19 protein-coding genes are annotated in these 19,740 nt (G+C 72.9%); 8 read left to right on the forward strand and 11 right to left on the reverse strand.

What is annotated here, in order from left to right; genetic code table 11:
- Positions 1-9 precede the first annotated feature (9 nt).
- Positions 10-735, reverse strand: a complete 726-nt coding sequence (locus tag ACFYXV_RS14755; RefSeq protein ID WP_389383043.1) for a hypothetical protein — start codon at positions 733-735, stop codon at positions 10-12.
- A gap of 133 nt (positions 736-868) precedes the next feature.
- Between ACFYXV_RS14755 and ACFYXV_RS14760 the strand changes: the two genes are divergently transcribed.
- The 3 genes from ACFYXV_RS14760 to ACFYXV_RS14770 all read left to right on the forward strand — a co-directional run bounded on the left by ACFYXV_RS14760 (position 869) and on the right by ACFYXV_RS14770 (position 4,950).
- A complete protein-coding gene (locus ACFYXV_RS14760) occupies positions 869-1,456 on the forward strand; it encodes a DUF1707 and DUF4190 domain-containing protein (protein WP_385464015.1) in 588 nt (195 codons plus the stop codon).
- A 196-nt stretch (positions 1,457-1,652) separates the two neighbouring features.
- Positions 1,653-3,341 (forward strand): hypothetical protein, encoded by a 1,689-nt coding sequence (locus ACFYXV_RS14765; RefSeq protein WP_389383044.1) that lies wholly within the window; start codon positions 1,653-1,655, stop codon positions 3,339-3,341.
- 13 nt (positions 3,342-3,354) lie between these two features.
- On the forward strand, positions 3,355-4,950 hold the full coding sequence (locus ACFYXV_RS14770; protein WP_385464009.1) for a DUF2142 domain-containing protein: 1,596 nt from the start codon (positions 3,355-3,357) through the stop codon (positions 4,948-4,950).
- Between the two features lie 60 nt (positions 4,951-5,010).
- Here the strand turns inward: ACFYXV_RS14770 and ACFYXV_RS14775 are convergent, their stop codons facing one another.
- Positions 5,011-5,724, reverse strand: coding sequence for a carbon-nitrogen hydrolase family protein (locus ACFYXV_RS14775; protein WP_389383045.1), 714 nt, complete (start codon positions 5,722-5,724; stop codon positions 5,011-5,013).
- Between the two features lie 43 nt (positions 5,725-5,767).
- Positions 5,768-6,349 carry a TetR/AcrR family transcriptional regulator gene (locus tag ACFYXV_RS14780; protein WP_385464003.1) on the reverse strand — a complete coding sequence of 194 codons (582 nt, stop codon included), beginning with the start codon at positions 6,347-6,349 and terminating at the stop codon, positions 5,768-5,770.
- A 183-nt stretch (positions 6,350-6,532) separates the two neighbouring features.
- On the opposite strand from ACFYXV_RS14780, the gene ACFYXV_RS14785 reads away from it, so the two are divergent.
- Positions 6,533-8,995, forward strand: a complete 2,463-nt coding sequence (locus ACFYXV_RS14785) for a beta-glucosidase (protein ID WP_389383046.1) — start codon at positions 6,533-6,535, stop codon at positions 8,993-8,995.
- A gap of 97 nt (positions 8,996-9,092) precedes the next feature.
- Here the strand turns inward: ACFYXV_RS14785 and ACFYXV_RS14790 are convergent, their stop codons facing one another.
- Positions 9,093-10,001, reverse strand: a complete 909-nt coding sequence (locus ACFYXV_RS14790; protein ID WP_385463997.1) for an SGNH/GDSL hydrolase family protein — start codon at positions 9,999-10,001, stop codon at positions 9,093-9,095.
- A 249-nt stretch (positions 10,002-10,250) separates the two neighbouring features.
- On the opposite strand from ACFYXV_RS14790, the gene ACFYXV_RS14795 reads away from it, so the two are divergent.
- Positions 10,251-10,745 (forward strand): DUF3145 domain-containing protein, encoded by a 495-nt coding sequence (locus ACFYXV_RS14795; protein WP_383342497.1) that lies wholly within the window; start codon positions 10,251-10,253, stop codon positions 10,743-10,745.
- 86 nt (positions 10,746-10,831) lie between these two features.
- On the opposite strand, the gene ACFYXV_RS14800 is transcribed toward ACFYXV_RS14795, so the two are convergent.
- The 5 genes from ACFYXV_RS14800 to ACFYXV_RS14820 all read right to left on the reverse strand — a co-directional run bounded on the left by ACFYXV_RS14800 (position 10,832) and on the right by ACFYXV_RS14820 (position 15,720).
- Positions 10,832-12,097, reverse strand: coding sequence for a beta-ketoacyl-[acyl-carrier-protein] synthase family protein (locus tag ACFYXV_RS14800; protein ID WP_385463994.1), 1,266 nt, complete (start codon positions 12,095-12,097; stop codon positions 10,832-10,834).
- A 79-nt stretch (positions 12,098-12,176) separates the two neighbouring features.
- Positions 12,177-12,425: an acyl carrier protein gene (locus ACFYXV_RS14805; RefSeq protein ID WP_099892612.1), complete on the reverse strand. Its 249-nt coding sequence runs from the start codon at positions 12,423-12,425 to the stop codon at positions 12,177-12,179.
- Between the two features lie 58 nt (positions 12,426-12,483).
- On the reverse strand, positions 12,484-13,488 hold the full coding sequence (locus tag ACFYXV_RS14810; RefSeq protein ID WP_383342490.1) for a ketoacyl-ACP synthase III: 1,005 nt from the start codon (positions 13,486-13,488) through the stop codon (positions 12,484-12,486).
- A 19-nt stretch (positions 13,489-13,507) separates the two neighbouring features.
- Positions 13,508-14,425, reverse strand: coding sequence for an ACP S-malonyltransferase (locus ACFYXV_RS14815; protein ID WP_385463989.1), 918 nt, complete (start codon positions 14,423-14,425; stop codon positions 13,508-13,510).
- A gap of 89 nt (positions 14,426-14,514) precedes the next feature.
- A complete protein-coding gene (locus ACFYXV_RS14820; protein WP_030160498.1) occupies positions 14,515-15,720 on the reverse strand; it encodes a CdaR family transcriptional regulator in 1,206 nt (401 codons plus the stop codon).
- Positions 15,721-15,801: 81 nt separating this feature from the next.
- Here ACFYXV_RS14820 and ACFYXV_RS14825 point away from each other — a divergent pair, with 81 nt between their 5' ends.
- On the forward strand, positions 15,802-16,455 hold the full coding sequence (locus ACFYXV_RS14825) for a pirin family protein (protein WP_385463984.1): 654 nt from the start codon (positions 15,802-15,804) through the stop codon (positions 16,453-16,455).
- A gap of 25 nt (positions 16,456-16,480) precedes the next feature.
- Here the strand turns inward: ACFYXV_RS14825 and ACFYXV_RS14830 are convergent, their stop codons facing one another.
- Entirely contained in the window at positions 16,481-17,305 is an 825-nt protein-coding gene (locus tag ACFYXV_RS14830) for a serine hydrolase domain-containing protein (protein ID WP_385464174.1), read from the reverse strand.
- A 70-nt stretch (positions 17,306-17,375) separates the two neighbouring features.
- Between ACFYXV_RS14830 and ACFYXV_RS14835 the strand changes: the two genes are divergently transcribed.
- Positions 17,376-17,771, forward strand: coding sequence for a MerR family transcriptional regulator (locus ACFYXV_RS14835; protein ID WP_359171930.1), 396 nt, complete (start codon positions 17,376-17,378; stop codon positions 17,769-17,771).
- Complete coding sequence (locus tag ACFYXV_RS14840; protein ID WP_389383047.1) at positions 17,768-18,787, forward strand: aldo/keto reductase; 1,020 nt, start codon at positions 17,768-17,770, stop codon at positions 18,785-18,787. The genes ACFYXV_RS14835 and ACFYXV_RS14840 overlap by 4 nt, the downstream gene beginning before the upstream one ends.
- 69 nt (positions 18,788-18,856) lie before the next feature.
- Here the strand turns inward: ACFYXV_RS14840 and ACFYXV_RS14845 are convergent, their stop codons facing one another.
- The gene (locus ACFYXV_RS14845) at positions 18,857-19,717 is read right to left on the reverse strand and encodes a DUF4429 domain-containing protein (protein WP_385464171.1); all 861 of its coding nucleotides are present in this window, start codon (positions 19,715-19,717) and stop codon (positions 18,857-18,859) included.
- Positions 19,718-19,740 lie beyond the last annotated feature (23 nt).

Here is a 19,740-nt window from a genome sequence, read left to right on the forward strand (position 1 = left end):
GGACGCCCTCTAGGCCTGCGCGCGGGGCTCCACCCACAGGGCCTCGCCCACCGCGCACAGGTCGCCGTCGGCGGTGGCCAGGGCCGTGCCCACGCGGTACTTGCGGCCCTCGCTGCCGAGCAGCCAGGCGTACGAGACGAGGCCCGCGCCGACCGGCACCGGGCGCAGCAGACGCGCCGTCAGGGCCGCCGTGACGGCGCCGGCCCGCCGGCCGTCGAGCAGCCGCCCGGCCGCGTTGCCCGGGCAGTCCAGCGCGCCCCACACCAGCTCGGGCGGCAGCAGCCCGTCCGCGTCGCCGAGCGCGGGACCGGGGGTCCAGGCCGCCGCGACCAGCGGGCCGCCGGAGACCCGGCCGCAGTGCAGGCGCAGTCCGGTGTCGGGGGTGCGGTGCAGGCCGCAGCCGAAGCAGTCGACCATCCCGTCCGGGGGCGTCGCGCGGTAGGCGTCGGCCGCCGCCGAGGCCTGCTCCCACGAGGGGGGCCCGGGGGCCTCGACGGCCGGCTCGGCGGGGCTCGCCGCCGCCAGCAGGAGCTCGCCGTCCACCAGGTGGGCGCCGCCGTCGGCGGTCGGGGCCAGCCGGACCGGGGTGCCGGTGGGCACCGGCCGGCGGAAGTCCACCCGTACGGTCTTCGCGGCGGCGCGCGCGGCCAGCACCCCGGCCACGTAGCCGCCGAAGGCCACCCCGGGATATCCGCTGAGGTGCGCCGGAACCGTGATCGTCTCGAAGTCGTTCATGCCGGCCACCCCATCACACACGTCGTCCTCGTCACAGGCCGCGGCCCACCGGCGCCGCAACTATCGCGGGCGCCCGTTCGTCCTCCATCCTGGAGAGACGCGCACCGCGCGCAAGGGCTTCGGAGGTGGCCGGATGGCCGAACAGCCGTGGGGGCAGCCGTATCCGGTCCGCCCGCAGCAGCAGGCGTACGGGCCGCCGTGGCAGCCCGCGCCCGCCGCGCAGTCCGCGATGAGGGCATCGCACACCGACCGGGACCGGACGGTGGACGTGCTCAAGGCCGCGTACGCCGAGGGGCGGCTCTCCCGCGAGGAGTACGGGCAGCGCTTCGACTCCGTGTACAAGGCGCAGACGTACGGACAGCTCGCGCAGCTGGTCGCGGACCTGCCGGCCGGGCCGATGCCGGGCCCGTTCGGTGCCGCGCCGGGGCTGCCCGCCGCGTTCGGGCCGATGCCCGTGCCCATGCCGCTGCCCATGCCCCCGCCCGCGCGCCGGGTCAACGGAATGGCGATCACCTCGCTCGCGCTCGGCGTGCTGAGCCTGCCGACCCTCGGGGCCGCCGGCCTGGGCGCCGTGGCCACCGGCCACGTCGCCAAGGCGCAGATCCGGGCACGGGGCGACGAGGGCACCGGGCTCGCGACGATCGGGCTGGTGCTCGGCTGGCTGTCGGTGGGCGGCTGGGTGCTGCTCTTCCTGCTCGCCGGATTCGGGGCCCTCGACTGAGGTGAGCCGCTCCGGGCGGCGGATCCCGCCGTTCCGGGACCGGGTGGCCGTCACCGGCGGCCAGATAGTATGCGTGGCGGCAAGCGCCGAGGCCGTCCCACACCGTCCTTGAGTGGGTCCGGAGCCGGGCAGTGGATCGCCGAGAACGACGACCGGCCGTCGCGCCGAGCACCGACCAGCAGTAGGGACACCGTCAGTGACAGTCAGTACCGAGGGGTCGGCGGCCCTGCGCCCTGTTCCCCCGAGCGGACCGGCCGCGCACGCCCCCGGCGGCTCGAAGTCCTCGGACGCGGACCAGGTCCGGGCCCCGCGACGCGCCCTGCGCTCCCGCGGCGGGCTCCTGCTGCTGGAAGCCGCAGTGGCGTTCGCCGCGGCGCTGCTCCTCCCGCTGCTGGCACGCGGCTTCAAGCTCAACCCGCTCAACCGGATCGCGCAGGTCAGCGGTCTGGCCGCGATCCAGCTGCGGTTCGCGCTGATCGGGCTGCTGTTCATCGGCGCCGTGGTGCTGGCGATGCGGCTGCGCGGCGGCCGCCACTTCGACCTGGCCACGCGCCTGGCGGCCGCGGCCCTCGCGGGTCTGGCCAGCGGCTTCGTCGCGGCAGGCGCCGTCGTCGCGCTGCTGGGCACGCCGTGGCCGATGTTCGGCCTGAACGGCGACAGCGGCCGCATCGTCGAATGGGCCCACGCCGTCGCGAACGGGCAGCCCTCGGGCTCGCCGGTCTACCCGCCGATGCCGCTCTACACGCTCGGCTACTACGCCGAGTGGTTCCGCGGCGGCAACACCGCGTACGCGTTCAAGGACCTCCAGATCCTGGGCGCCGCCGCCTTCGGCCCGCTCGTCTACCTCGCCTGGCGGATGCTGCTGAGCCCCGTACGGGCGCTGGCCTTCGGCGTCGTGCCCGCGTTCGCGCTGATCGACTCGTACAAGCCGTACAGCCAGACCGTGCTCGTCCTGCTGATCCCGGTGCTGGTCGCGATGGTCGTGGCGCTGCGCCGCAGCGGTGAGGAGGGCTGGCGCCCGCTGTTGCTCAAAGGCGCCGGGTTCGGCGCGGTGCTGGGCGTGCTGTTCCTCACCTACTCGGGCTGGTTCCTGTGGAGCGCCGCCGGCGTGCTGTTCGCCGCCCTGCTGTACTTCCCGTGGAAGACCGGCCGGCTCAAGGGCGCGGCCTTCATGGGCAGCGCCCTGGCGACGTTCCTCGTGGTGGCGGGGCGCTACCTGATGGTCATGCTGAAGGAAGGGCAGACCACCAAGGACTACAACTTCCGCTTCGACAACTTCACCGACCCGGCCTACTACCTGATGTGGCGCACCGACATGCCCGGCAAGGTGGGCGACTGGCCGCCGCCGGGGGAGTTCGGCGGGGTCGGGCTGTTCGCCCTGGTGACCTTCGTGTGTCTGGGCGTCGCGATCTGGCTGGGCCTGCGCAAGCCGCTCGTCGTCACCATCGCCGCGATGTTCATCAGCGCGTGGGTCATGCGCATGTACATCGCCTCGCACATGTACGAGACGCAGACGGTCCAGCTCTACACGCGCACCAACAACCAGCTGCTCTACTGCGGGCTGATCCTGTGCGCGCTGGTGGCGCACCTGGTCTCGCTGAAGCTGGCCGAGCGGCGCACGGCATCCGCGGAGGCGGGGATCCGTACCGGCTTCCCCGGCCGCGAGGGCGCCGTCATCGGTACCCTCTGCGCCCTTCTCCTGCTGCTCGGCACGGTCTCCTCGTCGATGTCCGACCGCTACATGCCGGCGCAGGACGGCACCTACCGGATCCTGCCCTGGGTCTCGCACACCATCCGGCAGCAGAACGGCAAGTGTCCGAAGTTCGCGCCGAAGGGCGAGTGTTCCAAGGACGGCGACCAGAGCTGGCTGAGCTACATCCGATGACCAGAGGGAAGCGATGATCTCCGCACTGACGCGCCTGGCCGACTGGTCGGCCCGGACCCCGAAGCGGCTCTGGGCCATCGCCTTCGCGCTCTTCTTCACGCTCGCGGCCTCCTGGTCCGCCGCCACCCCGCTCGGCGGTTCCCCGGACGAGCACGCCCATTTCATCCGCGCGGCCGCCGTCGCCCGGGGCCAGATCGGCGGCACCGAGGTGATGGTCCCGCACATGGTGGCGGGCATCGAGGGCAAGTTCGCCGAGACCGGGGTGCGGCTCCCCGAGTGGTACAAGCCGCTGCCCAAGCAGCACGAGTGCTACGCCTGGCACGAGGACAGGCCGGCCTCCTGCGCGCCCGCGATCGGCCATTCGGAGAAGACCGTCCAGGTCACGACGGCCGCCGGCCGCTACCACCCGGCGTACTACCTCGTGACCGGCTGGCCGAGCCTGCTCGTCGACGGCCCCAAGGGGCTGTACCTGATGAGGCTGATGTCGGCGGCCCTGTGCTCGGCCCTGCTGGCCAGTGCGGTCGTCACGGCCGCCGAGTGGCGGCGGCGCTCGGTGGCGCTGCTCGGCGTGTTCACCGCGGCCACGCCGATGGCCCTGTACATGGCCGGCATGGTCAACCCCAGCGGCGGTGAGATCGCCGCCGGCATCCTCGTGTGGACGGCCCTGCTGTCGATCCTGATGTCTCCCGATCCGCGGCTGCTGAACCGCCGCCTGGCCAGGGTCGGCATCGGCGGGCTCGTACTGATCAACATCCGCCCCCTGGGGCTGATCTGGTTCTCGGGCGCCGTCTTCTTCGGCCTGCTGCTCGCCCACCGCGGCGTCCTGCGTGCGGTGCTGCGCCGCAAGGCCCTGTGGGTGTGGACCGCACTGCTCGGGCTGGCCACGGCCGGAGCGCTGCTCTGGGCACGGGCGCACCCCGACAACTCGGTGATCAACACGCCCAAGACGCTCACCGCCAGGGAAGCGGCCCGGCAGACCTTCGGCAACACCGAGACGTACGTCCACCAGATGCTCGGCTACTTCGGCTGGCTGGACACCCCGGCGCCCGCCTTCACCTGGCTGGTCTGGCTGGGCGTGATCGCGGTCGTCACCGGGCTGGCGCTGGCGTACGGCCGGGGACGCGAGGCGCTGGCGCTGGTCGGCATGCTCGTGGCCATCGTGGTGGTGCCGGTCGCGGCCCAGGCCTCCCAGGCGGAACAGCTCGGCATGGTCTGGCAGGGCCGCTACCTGCTGCCGTTCGCCGTGGGCCTGCCGCTGATGGCGGTGCTGATCTGCGCGAGCCGGGCGCCCGGGCAGGGGTTCCCGTGGCGCAGGCTCGTCGGTTTCGGCGTCGCGGGGCTGGCGCTCGCGAACGCGGCGGCGTTCTTCTGGGCGCTGCGCCGCTTCGCGGTCGGCGTCAACGGGCCCTGGATACCGTTCTCGGCGCACTGGGCACCGCCCGGCGGCTGGGTGCCGTGGACCGCGCTCTACACCGTGGCGGCGTTCGCACTGGTGCTGCCGGCGCTGGTACGGGACCGGGAGCCCGTCGCGGTGGAGGAGCCCGCACGGCGGGACGGCGACGGCGTCCCGCGCACCGGACGGCACTCGAAGGTGCCCGCGATCGGCTGACGCCGCGGCCGGGGGCGGGGCGTCAGCCCTCGGCCGGGAGGCCCTCGGGCCGTCCGGCCGTCAGGCGCCGATGTCGGCCGTCACCACCGAGGTCGTACGGTCGTCCGCCTCGGCCAGCGGCAGGCCGCCCGGCGCCCACACCGCCGAGCTGCCACAGCCGGTCCACGGGCCAGCCGGGCCGACGTGGTTGGCGACGACGACGTACAGGTTGTGCTCGTCCGCGATCCCGGGGTACACGGTGGCCAGTTCCCGGATGCCGTCGCCCGTTCCGTACAGGGTGCTCGCCAGGTGGACCCGGCAGCCGTCGGCCGCCGCGCTGTCGGTGACCTCCGGGAAGTGGTTGTCGTAGCAGACGCCGAGCGAGAAGCGGATGCCGCCGAGCGTGAAGCGGCCCGGGCGGCCGCCCGCCGCGAACACGCCCTGCTCGTGCCCGTACAGGTGCTGCTTGGCGTACGTGGTCACATGGCGGCCGTCCGCCCCGTAGACCAGGGTCGCGAGGGCGGGCAGCGGGCCGGCCGTGCGCAGTGCGGCGTTGACCGCGACGGCGATGCCGGCGGAGCGCAGCGGATCCAGCCGGGGGTCTTCGGCGTCGGCCAGCCACAGCCCGGGGTCGGCGGCCAGGGCGTCCAACTCGTAACCGGTGAGGGTCAGCTCGGGGAACACGACGAGCTCGGCGCCCTGCGCCCGGGCCTCGGCGGCGAGGGCGGCGCTCCGCTCCGTGTTGGCGGACAGGTCGGCCGGGACGCAGGTGAGCTGCGCTGCTGCGATCTTCACGGCCCCAGCATGCCAGCCCCGTGCCGGGCCCCGGCAGGACCCTCTACGCCGCGGCCCCGGGCCCGCGCAGCAGGGTCAGGAAGGAGCGGAAGGCGGCCGGCATGTCCACGGACTCGGGGGCGAGCAGCCACTGGTACTGGAGGCCGTCCATGACCGCGGTCAGCAGCGGGGCGGCCTGTTCCGGGGTGAGGCCCGACGGCAGCCGGTCGCCGAATTCGGCGCGCAGCACCGCCGCCATCTCGGAGCGCACCTGCGCGTAGCGCTCGGTGAAGAACTCCCGCGCCGGATGCCCGTCCGTGACGCTCTCGCCCAGCAGCGCCGAGAACGTCTGCACGATGCCGGGGCGCATGGCGTTGTACTCCACCAGCGAGGCCAGCAGGTCCAGGCGCCAGGTGCCGGCCGAGGCGCGCGAGCCGCCGCCGGTGTCCCAGCGGTCGCGCTCCTCCAGCACCGCGACCAGCAGCGTCTCCTTGGTCGGGAAGTAGTGCAGCAGCCCCTGCTGGGTCAGGCCGACGCGCTCGGCCACCGCGCCCAGCGACGCACCGCGGTAGCCGCGCTCCGCGATCACCTCGACCGCCGCGCGGACGATGTCGCCGCGCCGCTCCTCGCTCCTGGCCCTGGCCATCGCTCCGGTACCCCTTCCGCTCACGCCGTTCCCGCGCCGGTGGCGGGACCGTACGTACGTTATCCGAATGTCACGAACATATTACGAACCCTACCGCTCTACCGGTATCAGGTCCACGATGGGGGAACCCCCGCGGCACCCGCAACGCCATCACCCGCACGCACCCAACGAGGAGGCACGGCCGTGACCGATGCCGATCAGGTCCGCCACGACGCCGTAGAAGCGGCGCTCGGCAAACTGGACCTCGACACGAAGGCCCGCCTGCTGGCCGGCCAGGACATGTGGTCCCTGCCCGCCGTTCCCGAGATCGGGCTGAAGTCCCTGGTCATGTCCGACGGCCCCATCGGGGTCCGCGGCGTGCGCTGGACCGCCGACGACCCGTCCATCGCCCTGCCCTCCCCGACGGCGCTCGCCGCCGCCTGGGACCCGGCACTCGCCCGCCGCGCCGGACGGCTCCTGGCCCAGGAGGCCCGCCGCAAGGGCGTCCACGTCCTCCTCGCCCCCACCGTCAACCTGCACCGCTCCCCGCTCGGCGGCCGCCACTTCGAGTGCTACTCCGAGGACCCGTACCTGACCGGGGCCATCGGTTCCGGCTACGTGAACGGTGTCCAGGACGGCGGAGTCGGCACCACCGTCAAGCACTTCGTCGGCAACGACGCCGAGACCGACCGGTTCACCGTCGACAGCGTCATCGCCCCGCGCCCCCTGCGCGAGCTGTACCTGGCGCCCTTCGAGGCGATCGTGGCCAACGCCCACCCCTGGGGCATCATGACGGCCTACAACCGGGTCAACGGCACCACGATGACCGAGAACCAGTACCTGGTGAACGAGGTCCTGCGCGGCCAGTGGGGCTTCGACGGGTACAACGTCTCCGACTGGATGGCCGCCCGCTCCACCACCGGCGACATCCTCGGCGGCCTCGACGTCGCGATGCCCGGACCGCAGACCGTTTACGGCCCGGCCCTCGCCGGAGCCGTCCGGGCCGGCGAGGTACCGGAGTCCGCCGTGGACGAGGCCGTGCGCAACGTCCTGCGCCTCGCCGCCCGCGTCGGGATCCTGGAAGGCGCCCCGGCCGCCGTCACCGAGGCCCCGGCCCCGATCGACGGCCAGGCGCTGGCCCGGGAGCTCGCCGCCCGCGGCTTCGTCCTCGTACGCAACGAGAACGGCGCCCTGCCGCTGGACACCGCCCCCGGCCGCACCGTCGCCCTGCTCGGCGCCGCCGCCCGCGACGCCCGCGTCCTCGGCGGCGGCTCGGCCACCGTTTTCCCCGAGCGGATCGTCTCCCCGCTGGACGGGCTGGGCGCCGCCCTCCCGGAAGGGGCCCTGGCCTTCCGCGTCGGAGCCGACCCCTCCGAGGAACTCACCCCCGCCGACAAGGGCTTCGAACTCCGTGCGGTCTGCCGCGACGCCTCCGGCGCGGTCCTCGGCGAGGGCAGCCTGCCGACCGGCCAGGTCCAGTGGATCGGCGACGACCTGCCCGCGGGCGCCTCGTACGGGACCATGGCGAGCATCGAGGTCACCGGTACGTTCGTGCCGCGCGAGAGCGGCGAGCACGCCTTCGGCACCCGCGGACTCGGCGCGTTCGCCCTCGCGGTCGGCGGTGAGGCCCTCTGGGACGGCGTCCAGCCGATGGGCAGCGAGGCCGACCCCTTCGAGGCCTTCTTCGGCGCCCCGAGCGAGCGCGGCCGCGTCGTGCTCACCGAGGGCGAGCCCGTCGAGGTCTCGCTGACCTACCAGGTCCCCGACACCTCGGGGCTGCCCATGCAGGCGATCATGTTCTCGCTGCTCCACCTCGGCCCGCGGCGCGACGCCGACGAGCTGATCGCCGAGGCCGTGGACGCCGCCCGCGCCGCCGACACCGCGGTCGTGGTCGTCGCGACCACCGAGCGCGTGGAGTCCGAGGGCTTCGACCGCAGCGACCTGCGCCTGCCGGGCCGCCAGGACGACCTCGTGCGCGCCGTCGCCGCCGCCAACCCGAACACGGTGGTCGTCGTCAACGCCGGCTCCCCGGTCGAGCTGCCGTGGCGCGAGGAGGTGGCCGCCGTACTCCTGACCTGGTTCCCCGGGCAGGAGGGCGGGGCCGCGCTGGCCGACGTACTCCTCGGGCTCGCCGAGCCGGGCGGGCGCCTGCCCACCACCTGGCCCGCACGGTTCGCCGATGCGCCGGTCACCGAGGTGATCCCGGCCGAGGGGCGCCTGGAGTACACCGAGGGCCTCTTCATCGGCTACCGGGCGTACGAGCGGCAGGGCATCGCCCCCGCCTACCCGTTCGGGCACGGCCTCGGCTACACCGACTGGGCGTACGAGTCCCTTGAGGTCACCGGTGCCACCGCCCGGGTCCGCCTCACCAACACCGGCACCCGGGCCGGCCGCGAGGTCGTCCAGCTCTACGTCGCTCCCGCCGGCACGGAGTCCGACCGCGCGCGGAGCACGGGCGCGGAGCGTCCGGCGAGCTGGCTGGCCGCGTTCGCCGGCGTGGAGGCGGGCCCCGGTGAGAGCGTCGAGGCCGAGATCACCCTGCCCGCCCGGACCTTCGAGGTCTGGGACGAGGAGGCCGGCCGCTGGCAGCGGATCGGCGGCGCCTACGAGGTCCGCGCGAGTCGCGCCCACGGCGACACGCGCCTGACGGCGACCCTGGAGATCTAGCACCTCCGGGGATGGCCGGGAGGTGGCCGGAAATCACCCATGAACCGGACCGGGGGCGGGCCCTGACACCCGCCCCCGGTCCCACGGCCTTCGCGCGTCAGCGCGGCGGCTCGGCCGCCGTCACCTGGCGGTGCGCCAGCTCCGCGAGCCGCGCCTGCCCGTCCTTGCCCGGGTGGAACCAGTCCCAGCGGCTCAACTGCTCGGCGGAGAACGGGTACTGGAACACGGCGCCGCCGTCGTAGCGGCACAGCGCGTCCTTCGCGCAGACCTGGCGCAGCACCTCGTTGTACTCGACCACCCGCGCCCGCACCTGCTCCCGCCGGGCCGTCGCCCCGGTGGCCACCGACAGCGGGTCCGCGAGCATCGACTGACAGATCCCCAGTTTCCAGATCTGCCGCACCATCGGGGCGTCCTTGCCCTGCTCCCACAGCCGCTGGAGGTCCGGCACGCTGGAGACGTACACCTGGGTGGCGGGGGAGGCGGCGCGCAGACCGGCGAGGGCCTTCTCGAACCCGGCCCGGAACTCCGCCACCGGCGTCATCGACGAAGCCGTGGGCCGGCAGGCGTCGTTCGAGCCCACCATCACCGTGACCAGGTCGGGCCTGTGCTCCGCGGCCGAGGCCAGCTGCCCCGTCAGGTCCGCCATCCGGGCACCCGTCACGGCGTAGTTCCAGCTGCGCGCCGGCACCTCGGCCTCGCCGAGCAGCCGTGCCGCGAGCGAGTGGACGGCAGGATCGTTCCCGGTGGCCCAGGAGACCTCCGGACAGTCCGCCAGCACCGAACAGGCGTCGAAACCGCGGGTGATGGAATCGCCGGCGGCGGCCACCGACGCGGGCGCGGTGTTCCAGCGCGGCCCGGCCTGCGCCCCGCGCTCACCCTGCGTGTCCGACCCGCCCGACTGACACCCGCTCAGCACCCCGGCCAGGAGGACCGCCGACGCGCCCGCCCCCGCCAGGGTCCGGCGCCGGGACGTGCGCGCGCGGCGTCGCATGGCGGTGGTGCGCATCGGGTGGTTCCCTCCTCGTCGCCCCAGGTCCCCCGGGGGCGTCCTGCTGAGTGAATGCTCTGCGTTTGGCAGCCTCGGACCGACCGTACGTCACACCATGACCCCTGGCGCACGGTAGCTTTTTCCCGTGGCGTTTCGGCCGCAGGTCCCGTAGCGCATTGTCAAATAATTTCCGTTACATTACATCACGTCACATACTGTCCGTTTTCTGGAGTTTATTCCCGACCTCGTCCCACACTGGAGGTCCCGGTGACGACACGTGGAGTTCTGTACGTGCATTCCGCTCCGCGCGCGCTCTGCCCGCACGTGGAATGGGCTGTTGCGGGGGTGCTCGGGGTGCGGGTGAACCTCGACTGGATCAGGCAGCCCGCCTCCCCAGGCACCTGGAGAGCCGAGTTCTCGTGGCAGGCCGAAGCCGGCACCGCGTCGAAGCTGGCGTCCGCGCTGAGGGGCTGGCACCTGCTGCGCTTCGAGGTGACCGCGGAACCCTGCGCCACCGCCGAGGGCGAGCGCTACAGCTCCACCCCGGAGCTCGGCATCTTCCATGCCGTCACCGGCATGCACGGCGACATCCTGATCCCCGAGGACCGGCTGCGCGCCGCCCTCGCCCGGTCCGCGGACGGCGAGAGCGACCTGGAGGAGGAGATCGCCAAACTGCTCGGCAAGCCCTGGGACGACGAGCTGGAGCCCTTCCGCTACGCGGGCGAGGGCGCCCCGGTCCGCTGGCTGCACCAGGTCGTCTGAGGGCCGGGCCCCACGGAGCCCGGGCATGCGAAAGGGCCCGCCCGGCGAGTGCCGGGCGGGCCCTTTCGCACGTACTGCCCCGCGGACTAAACGGTCCGGAAGGCGAGGGTCACGTTGTGACCGCCGAAGCCGAACGAGTTGTTGATCGCGGAGATCGGGCCGTCGGCCGGCAGCTTGCGCGGCTCGCCGACGACGATGTCCGCGTCGATGTCCTCGTCGAGCTCGTCGACGTTGATGGTCGCCGGGGCGATGCGGTGGTACAGCGCGAGCACGGTCGCGACGGTCTCGATACCGCCGGCGCCGCCCAGCAGGTGACCGGTCATCGACTTGGTGGCGGAGATCGCGATGTGGTCGAGGTCGTCGCCCAGGACCTTGCGCAGGGCCTTCAGCTCCGCCGTGTCACCCTGCGGGGTCGACGTGGCGTGCGCGTTCAGGTGGACCAGCTCGGCCGGGTCCAGACCCGTGTTGTCCAGCAGGTTCTGCACGGCGGCCGCGACACCGCGGCCGGTCGGCTCCGGCTGCGCGATGTGGTGGCTGTCCGCGGACAGGCCCTGGCCCAGCACCTCGCAGTAGACCCGGGCGCCGCGCGCGGCGGCGTGCTCGGCGGACTCCAGGATGACGACGCCCGCGCCCTCGCCGAGGACGAAGCCGTCGCGGGCCTTGTCGTACGGGCGGGAGGCCTGCTGCGGGTTCTCGTTGTTCTTGGACATCGCCATCATGTTGGCGAAGGCGGCGATCGGCAGCGGGTGGATCGCCGCCTCGGTGCCGCCCGCGACGACGACGTCGGCGCGGCCGGTGCGGATCATCTCCACGGCGTAGCCGATGGCCTCGGCGCCCGAGGCGCACGCGCTGACCGGGGTGTGCACGCCCGCCTGGGCGTTGACCTCCAGGCCGACGTTGGCCGACGGGCCGTTCGGCATGAGCATGGGGACGGTGTGCGGGGAGACCCGGCGCACACCCTTTTCCTTCAGTACGTCGTACTGGTCGAGCAGGGTGGTGACGCCGCCGATACCGGAGGCGATCACGGTGCCCAGGCGTTCGGGCACGATGGCTGCGTCCTCGCCCGCCGGGGCGGTGTAGCCGGCATCGGCCCACGCCTCACGTGCGGCGATGACGGCGAACTGGGCCGAGCGGTCCAGCTTGCGGGCCATCGGGCGGGGCAGGACCTCGGAGGGGTCCACAGCGGCCGGGGCGGCGATACGAACCGGGAGTTCGGCGAAGCGCTCGCCCTCAAGGGGCTTGACGCCGGAACGACCGGCGAGCAGACCTTCCCAGGTCGAAGCGCTGTCGCCACCCAGCGGAGTGGTTGCGCCGATACCGGTGACGACCACGGTGCGATTGGTCGGGCTCACAGGAATTCTTTCTCCACGTCTCAGAGGGTGCTGAATTGTCACGGCGCCACCGCCGGGTGGCGACAAACGCTCGTCAGGCTCAGGCCTGGTTGTTCAGGATGTAGTCCGCGGCGTCGCCGACCGTCTTGAGGTTCTTGACGTCCTCGTCCGGGATCTTGACGTCGAAGCGCTCTTCGGCGGCGACGACGACCTCGACCATGGAGAGCGAGTCGACGTCCAGGTCGTCGGTGAACGACTTCCCGGCCTCGACGTCCTCGACGGGGATGCCGGCGATCTCGTTGACGATCTCCGCGAGACCCTCGATGATCTCTTCCTGCGTGGCGGCCATGTGGCGCTCCTTCTATAGCTAACTGGGGTGAAGCGGGGCGGGATGTGGATCCCGGACCCTAGGGGAGGGTAACGACCGTCGCGGCGTAGACGAGCCCCGCCCCGAAGCCGATGACGAGCGCGGTGTCGCCGCTCTTCGCCGCTCCGGTCGCCAGGAGCCGCTCCATGGCGAGCGGGATCGAGGCGGCCGACGTGTTGCCGGTGGTTTCCACGTCACGGGCGACCGTGACGTGTTCCGGCAGCTTCAGAGTCTTCACCATCGAGTCGATGATCCGCATGTTTGCCTGGTGCGGGATGAAGACGTCCAGGTCCTCGGCGGTGATCCCGGCCGCGTCGAGCGCCTGCTGGGCCACCTTGGCCATCTCGAAGACGGCCCAGCGGAAGACCGCCTGACCCTCCTGCGTGATGGCCGGAAACTTCTGGTCGCTGTCCGTGCTGCGGTACTCGTCCCACGGCACGGTCTGCTTGATCGTCTCGGACTTGTCGCCCTCCGAACCCCACACGGTGGGGCCTATGGCGGGCTCGTCCGAGGGGCCGACGACCACGGCGCCGGCGCCGTCGCCGAACAGGAAGGCCGTCGCGCGGTCCTCCAGGTCGGTCAGGTCCGACAGCCGCTCCACGCCGATGACGAGGACGTACTGGGCCGAGCCCTCGATGACGAGGCCCTTGGCCAGCGTCAGACCGTAGCCGAACCCGGCGCAGCCCGCGGAGATGTCGAACGCGGCGGGCTTGACCGCGCCGATGCGGTGCGCGATCTCCGTCGCGACGGCCGGGGTCTGCTTGAAGTGCGAGACCGTCGAGACGATCACGGCGCCGATCTGCTCGGGCGCGACACCGGCATCGGCCAGCGCCTTGCCCGAGGCCTCCACCGACATCGCGGCGACGGTCTCCTGGGGCGAGGCCCAGTGCCGGGTCGCGATGCCGGAGCGGGAGCGGATCCACTCGTCGGACGAGTCGATCGTCTCCAGGATGACCTCGTTGGAGACCACGCGGGTCGGGCGGTAGCCGCCTACGCCGAGGATGCGGGCGTACGGGGAGCCCTTGGCAGGCTTGATCTTCGACATGCTGTGTGGGCTCCTTCTCTCAGACCGCGTGCTCGGCGAGGAGCGCGGCGGCCTTTTCGAGATCATCCGGGGTCTTCAGGGCCACGGTCGGCACGCCCTTGAGCGCGCGCTTGGCCAGACCCGTCAGAGTGCCACCCGGGCTGAGCTCGATGATCCCGGTGACACCCAGCTCGCCGAACGTCTCCATGCACAGGTCCCAGCGGACCGGGTTCGCGACCTGGCCGACCAGGCGGGCGACGACGTCGGCGCCCGTGGTGACGACGCGGCCGTCCTTGTTCGAGACGTACTTCAGCTCCGGGTCGGCCGGGGCGAGGGCCTGCGCGGCCTTCTCCAGCGTGGCGACCGCGGGAGCCATGTGGTGCGTGTGGAAGGCGCCCGCGACCTTGAGGGCGACGACCTTCATGGAGCCCTCGGGCTTCTCGGCCACCAGGGCCTCGATCTGCTCCATCGTTCCTGCGGCGACGATCTGGCCCGCGCCGTTGATGTTCGCCGGGGTCAGACCCAGCTTCTCCAGATGCGCGAGGACGACCGCCTGGTCGCCCCCGAGCACCGCGGCCATGCCCGTCTCGGTGACGGCGGCGGCCTCGGCCATCGCCAGACCGCGGGTCCGTACGAACGACAGCGCGTCCGCGTCGGACAGCACGCCGGCGTACGCGGCGGCGGTGATCTCGCCGACGCTGTGGCCCGCCACGGCGCCGAAGGCCGTGGGAGCGCCCAGGGCGGAGGCGGACAGGAGACCGGCGGCCACCAGCAGCGGCTGCGCCACCGCCGTGTCGCGGATCTCGTCCGCGTCCGCCTTCGTGCCGTAGTGGGCAAGGTCGAGCCCGATGGCGTCCGACCAGGCGGCGACGCGGTCAGCGGCGCCGGGGAGGTCGAGCCAGGGAGTCAGGAAGCCGGGCGTCTGTGCGCCTTGGCCGGGAGCGACGAGTACGAGCACCCTCACACTCTCTCTTGCGGACGGTCCCCGCCGCCCGTGGGGACAGGGACGAAGAACCGTCGGGGTAATTGTTGATGTCCGACAAAAGTCTAGGACTGCTGATCGCCGTCGGCCAGACGCCCGAGGATCAAGGCGATCCGCAGAGTGAACGCGGATCGGACATCGGAGGGCGACCAGCCGGTGACGTCGGTCACACGTCGCAGCCGGTAGCGCACCGTGTTCGGGTGCACGAACAACATCCGTGCCGCACCCTCCAGGCTGCTCGCCTGCTCCAGATAGACGCTCAGCGTCTCCAGCAACGCCGACCCCGCCTCTTCCAGCGGTCTGTAGATCTCCTCCACCAGCTGCTCCCGGGCGGAGGGATCCGACGCGATCGCGCGCTCGGGCAGGAGATCGTCCGCGAGCACCGGCCGCGGTGCGTCCTGCCAGGCCGTACAGGCCTTCAGCCCGGCCGCCGCCGCCTGCGCCGACTTGGTCGCGTTCAGCAGATCCGGAACCACCGGACCGGCCACCACCGGACCCGCCGCGAACGGCCCGATCAGCGACTTCGCCACCTGGATCGGGTTGTCGCTGCCGCCCGCGATCACGACGAGGCGGTCCCCGAGCACGCCCGTCAGGACCTGGAGCTTGTGGTGCCGGGCCGCCCGCCGGATCGCCTCCACCGTCAGCTCGCTGTCGCCCTCCGGTGCGGTGCCGAGCACCACGCACACGTGCTCCGGCGAATTCCAGCCAAGTGCGGCGGCCCGTGACAGCGCGCCCTCGTCGGCCTCGCCCGACAGCACCGCGTTCACGACGAGGGACTCCAGCCGGGCGTCCCACGCCCCGCGCGCCTCGGCGGCCTGCGCGTACACCTGGGCCGTCGCGAACGCGATCTCCCGGGCGTACACCAGCAGCGCCTCGCGCAGGATCGACTCGTCGCCCGGAGCCGCGACCTCCTCGATCGCGGTCTCCATGACCTCGATCGTGGTGCGGACCATCTCCACGGTCTGGCGCAGGGTGATCGCCCGGGTCAGCTCCCGCGGAGCCGTCCCGAAGACGTCCGTCGAGATCGCCTGCGGAGTCTCCGGGTGCCGGAACCACTCCGTGAACGCGGCGATGCCGGCCTGCGCGACCAGGCCGATCCAGGACCGGTTCTCCGGGGGCATCGCCCGGTACCACGGCAGGGTCTCGTCCATGCGCGCGATCGCGTTCGCGGCGAGCCGGCCGGAGGACTTCTCCAGCCGGCGCAGCGTCGCGGCGTGCGGATGGGCGGGAGCGGGATGCGCGGGGGAATGCTCACGTTCGGGTTGGGGCACGGGACAAGACTGCCTTATCGGGGCGGCGGCGCGGAGTCCGGTCCCGCGGCGGCATTCCACCGGGGGGCTACGGTGACTTCCATGATTGACGTACGCCGCGGGGCCGACCGGTACGCAGGCGGGGATCCGGACGCCGGGATCACCACCGCGCACGCCTTCTCCTTCGGCGCCCACTACGATCCGGACAACCTGCGCTTCGGCCCGGTCCTGGCCTGCAACGAGGAGGGTCTGGCCCCGGGCGCGGGCTTCGACGAGCATCCGCACAGCCACACCGAGATCGTGACCTGGGTCGTCGAGGGCGAACTCACGCACAAGGGCAGCACCGGCGAGAGCACGGTGGTCCGGCACGGCGACGTGCAGCACCTGGCCGCCGGAGCCGGCGCCCGCCACATCGAGCGCAACGACGGCGCGGTGCCGCTGCGCTTCGTGCAGACCTGGCTCGCGCCGCTGGCCGCCGGCGGGGAGCCCTCGTACACGCTGGTCCGGCAGATCGCCGAAGGCACCCCGTACGAGATCCCCGCGGCCGGCGCCGTCCTGCACGTGCGCCGGCCCGGGGCGGGCGAGCGGATCGCCGTACCGGCGGCGGAGCGGGTCTACCTGCACGTCGTGCGCGGGGACCTGCGCCTGGACGGGGAGGAGCTCGGTCCCGGGGACGCGGCGCGGATCACCGGCGAACAGGGCCTGGAGATCGTCGCCGGGTCCCCGGGCGAGCTGCTGATCTGGGAGCTGCCGTAGGGGGCGTCTCGTCGACCGGGCCGGCTCAGCGGGCGGCGGAGGCGAGCTCGGCGAGGACCGCGTCGGTGAACGGGGGCCAGGCCTCCACGGCCCACGGGCCGAAGGCGCGGTCGGCCAGCGCCACGCACGCGGCGCGGGCGTCCGGGTCCACCCACAGGAAGGTGCCGGCCTGCCCGAAGTGCCCGAACGTACGCGGCGAAGAGGCGGCGCCCGTCCAGTGCGGGGCCTTGCCGTCGCGGATCTCCACGCCGAGCCCCCAGTCGTTCGGGGACTGGATCCCGTACCCCGGGAGCACCCCCTTGAGCCCCGGGTGGACGACCGAGGTGGCCTCCGCGACCGTGCGCACGTCCAGCAGCCGCGGCGCCTGGAGCTCGGCGGCGAAGCGGACGAGGTCGGAGACCGTCGAGACCCCGTCCTTGGCGGGCGAGCCGTCCAGCGTGGTCGACGCCATGCCGAGCGGCTCGAACACCGCCTGGTGCACGTACTCCGCGAACGGGATGCCCGTCGCCTTCGTGATGTGGTCGCCGAGCACCTCGAAACCGGCGTTCGAGTACAGCCGGCGCGTACCCGGCGCGGCCATCGCGCGGTGCTCGTCGAAGGCCAGCCCGCTGGTGTGCGCGAGCAGGTGACGGACCGTCGAGCCCTCGGGGCCGGCCGGCTCGTCCAGCTCGATCGCCCCCTCCTCGTACGCGACGAGCGCGGCGTACGCGGCGAGCGGTTTGGTCACCGAGGCCAGTGCGAAGCGGTGGTCCAGGGGGCCGTGGGAGCCGGCCAGGCTCCCGTCGGCGCGCACCACGGCCGCCGCGGCGGTCGGTACCGGCCAGTTTTCGATGGTCCGCAGGCTCTGCAGGGTCTCCACGCTCTCCATGCGGCCGAGCCTACTTGCTTGGAGTGCACTCCAAGGTTTTAGCGTGGTCGTCATGAGCCTGACGGAGACGCGGTACACGATCAGCGAAGTCGAGGCCCGGACCGGTCTGACCCAGCACACGCTGCGCTGGTACGAGCGGATCGGCCTGATGCCGCACGTGGACCGCTCCCACTCGGGACAGCGCCGGTTCAGCGACAAGGACCTCCACTGGCTGGCCTTCGTGGGCAAGCTGCGCGCCACCGGGATGTCGGTGGCCGACATGGTCCGCTACGCCGAACTCGTGCGCGAGGGCGAGCACACCGTCGACCAGCGGCGCGAACTGCTGGAGCAGACGCGGCGCGAGGTGCGTGCGCGGATCACGGAGCTGAACGACGCGCTCGCCGTACTGGACTTCAAGATCGACATGTATGCCAAGGGCACGACCGCGGGGAAGGCGACACGACCATGACGCAGAACACCACCATCGAGCAGGTCGAACTCGGCAAGGGGGGCCCGCTGGTGGGCGTCCAGGGCCTCGGCTGCATGGGCATGAGCGAGTTCTACGGGGAGACCGACGAGGCGCGGGCCCGCGACACCCTGGAAGCGGCCCTCGCCACCGGGGTCACCCTCTTCGACACCGCGGACAGCTACGGGCGCGGAGCCAACGAGAAGTTCATCGCGCCGTTCGTGGCCGAGCACCGGGACGAGATCACCCTCGCCACCAAGTTCGGCATCGAGCGCACCGACGACCCGCAGCACCGCGGGATCCGCAACGACCGCGCGTACATCCGCCGGGCCGTGGAGGACAGCCTGCGCCGGCTCGGTACCGATGTGATCGACCTCTATTACATGCACCGGCGCCACCCGGACGTGCCGTTCGCCGAGTCGGTGGGCACGATGGCCGAGCTGGTGCAGGAGGGCAAGGTGCGCCACCTGGGGCTCAGCGAGGTCACCGGCACCGAGCTGCGCGAGGCGTACGAGGTGCACCCGATCGCGGCGCTCCAGTCGGAGTGGTCGCTGTTCAGCCGGGACGTGGAGAACACCGCGGTGGGCGCGGCGGCGGAGCTGGGCGTGGCCTTCGTGCCGTACTCCCCGCTCGGGCGCGGCTTCCTGACCGGCTCCTTCGCGGACGCCTCGGCCGATCTGTCGGCGGCGGACTTCCGCCGCTTCCAGCCCCGGTTCACCGGTGACAACGCCAAGGCCAACGCGGCGCTGCTGGTGCCGGTGCGGGAGATCGCGCAGGCGCACGGGGCGACCCCGGCGCAGATCGCGCTGGCCTGGGTGCAGCAGCGGGCGCAGGTGCACGGGCTGACGGTCGTCCCGATCCCGGGCACCCGCAAGACCAGCCGGCTCGCGGAGAACACCGCCGCGACCCGGATCACGCTGACGCCGGCGGAGCTCGCACTGCTGGAGCCGATCGCCGGGCAGGTCGCGGGCGATCGCTACCCGGACATGACCTGGACGTCCGCGGGCCGCGAGGGCTGATCCGCCCCGGGGCCGCGGCCACCGCCGGGGGGCCTCCCGGCGGTGGCCGCACCCGTCGGGCGCCGGGCCTCAGGCCTCGGCGGCGAAGCGGTCGCGCAGCGCGGAGTACTCCGCGTCCGTGAGCAGTCCCGCGCTGTACAACTCGCCCAGGTGGTGCAGGCGTTCGTCCGTACGGGCCGCAGGGACCGAGGCCACCGGGGCGCGGCCGCGCAGGGCGGCGAGGACGGCCGCCGCGAACGGCAGCGACTCGTGCACCGACCCGTACCCGACGGCGAACACCGCGGTCGCCAGGTCGTGGTCGGGCCGCGGATCGGCCGCCTCGTCCCGCAGCAGCAGCCGCAGGTGGCCGCCCGGGTGCTCCGGGGAGCTCCACTCGACCCCGGTCAGCGCGGTCAGCGGGTAGCGCTGGTCGCCCGCCTTCCACTTGGTGCCCGTGGCCCCCGTGCGCGACCAGTGGAAGGTGACGGCCGAGCCGTCGAACCCGAGCCGCGCGTCGTACGCCTTCAGCCGCAGCGGCGGCTCCGGAACCCGGACCAGGAAGCGCTCCGCGGGCTCGGCGGCCTCCGGGCCCAGCCGGGCCCGTACGGCGTCCGCGAACTCGGCGGCCTGCCCGGCCCGGTCGGCCGGCAGTACCAGCCGGTACGGATCGCAGACCTCGCGCAGCTGCCCGGCGGCGGCCTCCAGCAGCGGATCCGCGCCCGCCCGCGGCACGGCGCGCAGGACCACCGCGTCCCGTCTCCCCCCGGATCCGGCCGCGCTCACGCTCACCCCCGCCAACGCCTCGAAGGGGATGCGCCGCTCTCCGAGGGCGTGCAGGAGTCTCGGCGTCCTCGGCGTGCGTATCCCCCGTGCGAAGCGGATGAGCACCGAGTCCGAGTCGAACTCCCAGACGGCATGATTTCCGGCCAGTACGTCACCCATGCGGCACATGGTAAAGGGACGCACCCCTGTGC

This window comes from Streptomyces sp. NPDC002181, from assembly GCF_042890485.1.
Classification (GTDB): Bacteria; Actinomycetota; Actinomycetes; order Streptomycetales; family Streptomycetaceae; genus Streptomyces.

Bases quoted from the DNA above. Each gene is read 5' to 3' on its own strand.
- ACFYXV_RS14755 (WP_389383043.1), bottom strand. From the start codon at position 735: ATGAACGACTTCGAGACGATCACGGTTCCGGCGCACCTCAGCGGATAT.
- ACFYXV_RS14760 (WP_385464015.1), top strand. From the start codon at position 869: ATGGCCGAACAGCCGTGGGGGCAGCCGTATCCGGTCCGCCCGCAGCAG.
- ACFYXV_RS14770 (WP_385464009.1), top strand. From the start codon at position 3,355: ATGATCTCCGCACTGACGCGCCTGGCCGACTGGTCGGCCCGGACCCCG.
- ACFYXV_RS14780 (WP_385464003.1), bottom strand. From the start codon at position 6,349: ATGGCCAGGGCCAGGAGCGAGGAGCGGCGCGGCGACATCGTCCGCGCG.
- ACFYXV_RS14790 (WP_385463997.1), bottom strand. From the start codon at position 10,001: ATGCGCACCACCGCCATGCGACGCCGCGCGCGCACGTCCCGGCGCCGG.
- ACFYXV_RS14805 (WP_099892612.1), bottom strand. From the start codon at position 12,425: ATGGCCGCCACGCAGGAAGAGATCATCGAGGGTCTCGCGGAGATCGTC.
- ACFYXV_RS14810 (WP_383342490.1), bottom strand. From the start codon at position 13,488: ATGTCGAAGATCAAGCCTGCCAAGGGCTCCCCGTACGCCCGCATCCTC.
- ACFYXV_RS14825 (WP_385463984.1), top strand. From the start codon at position 15,802: ATGATTGACGTACGCCGCGGGGCCGACCGGTACGCAGGCGGGGATCCG.
- ACFYXV_RS14835 (WP_359171930.1), top strand. From the start codon at position 17,376: ATGAGCCTGACGGAGACGCGGTACACGATCAGCGAAGTCGAGGCCCGG.
- ACFYXV_RS14840 (WP_389383047.1), top strand. From the start codon at position 17,768: ATGACGCAGAACACCACCATCGAGCAGGTCGAACTCGGCAAGGGGGGC.
- ACFYXV_RS14845 (WP_385464171.1), bottom strand. From the start codon at position 19,717: ATGTGCCGCATGGGTGACGTACTGGCCGGAAATCATGCCGTCTGGGAG.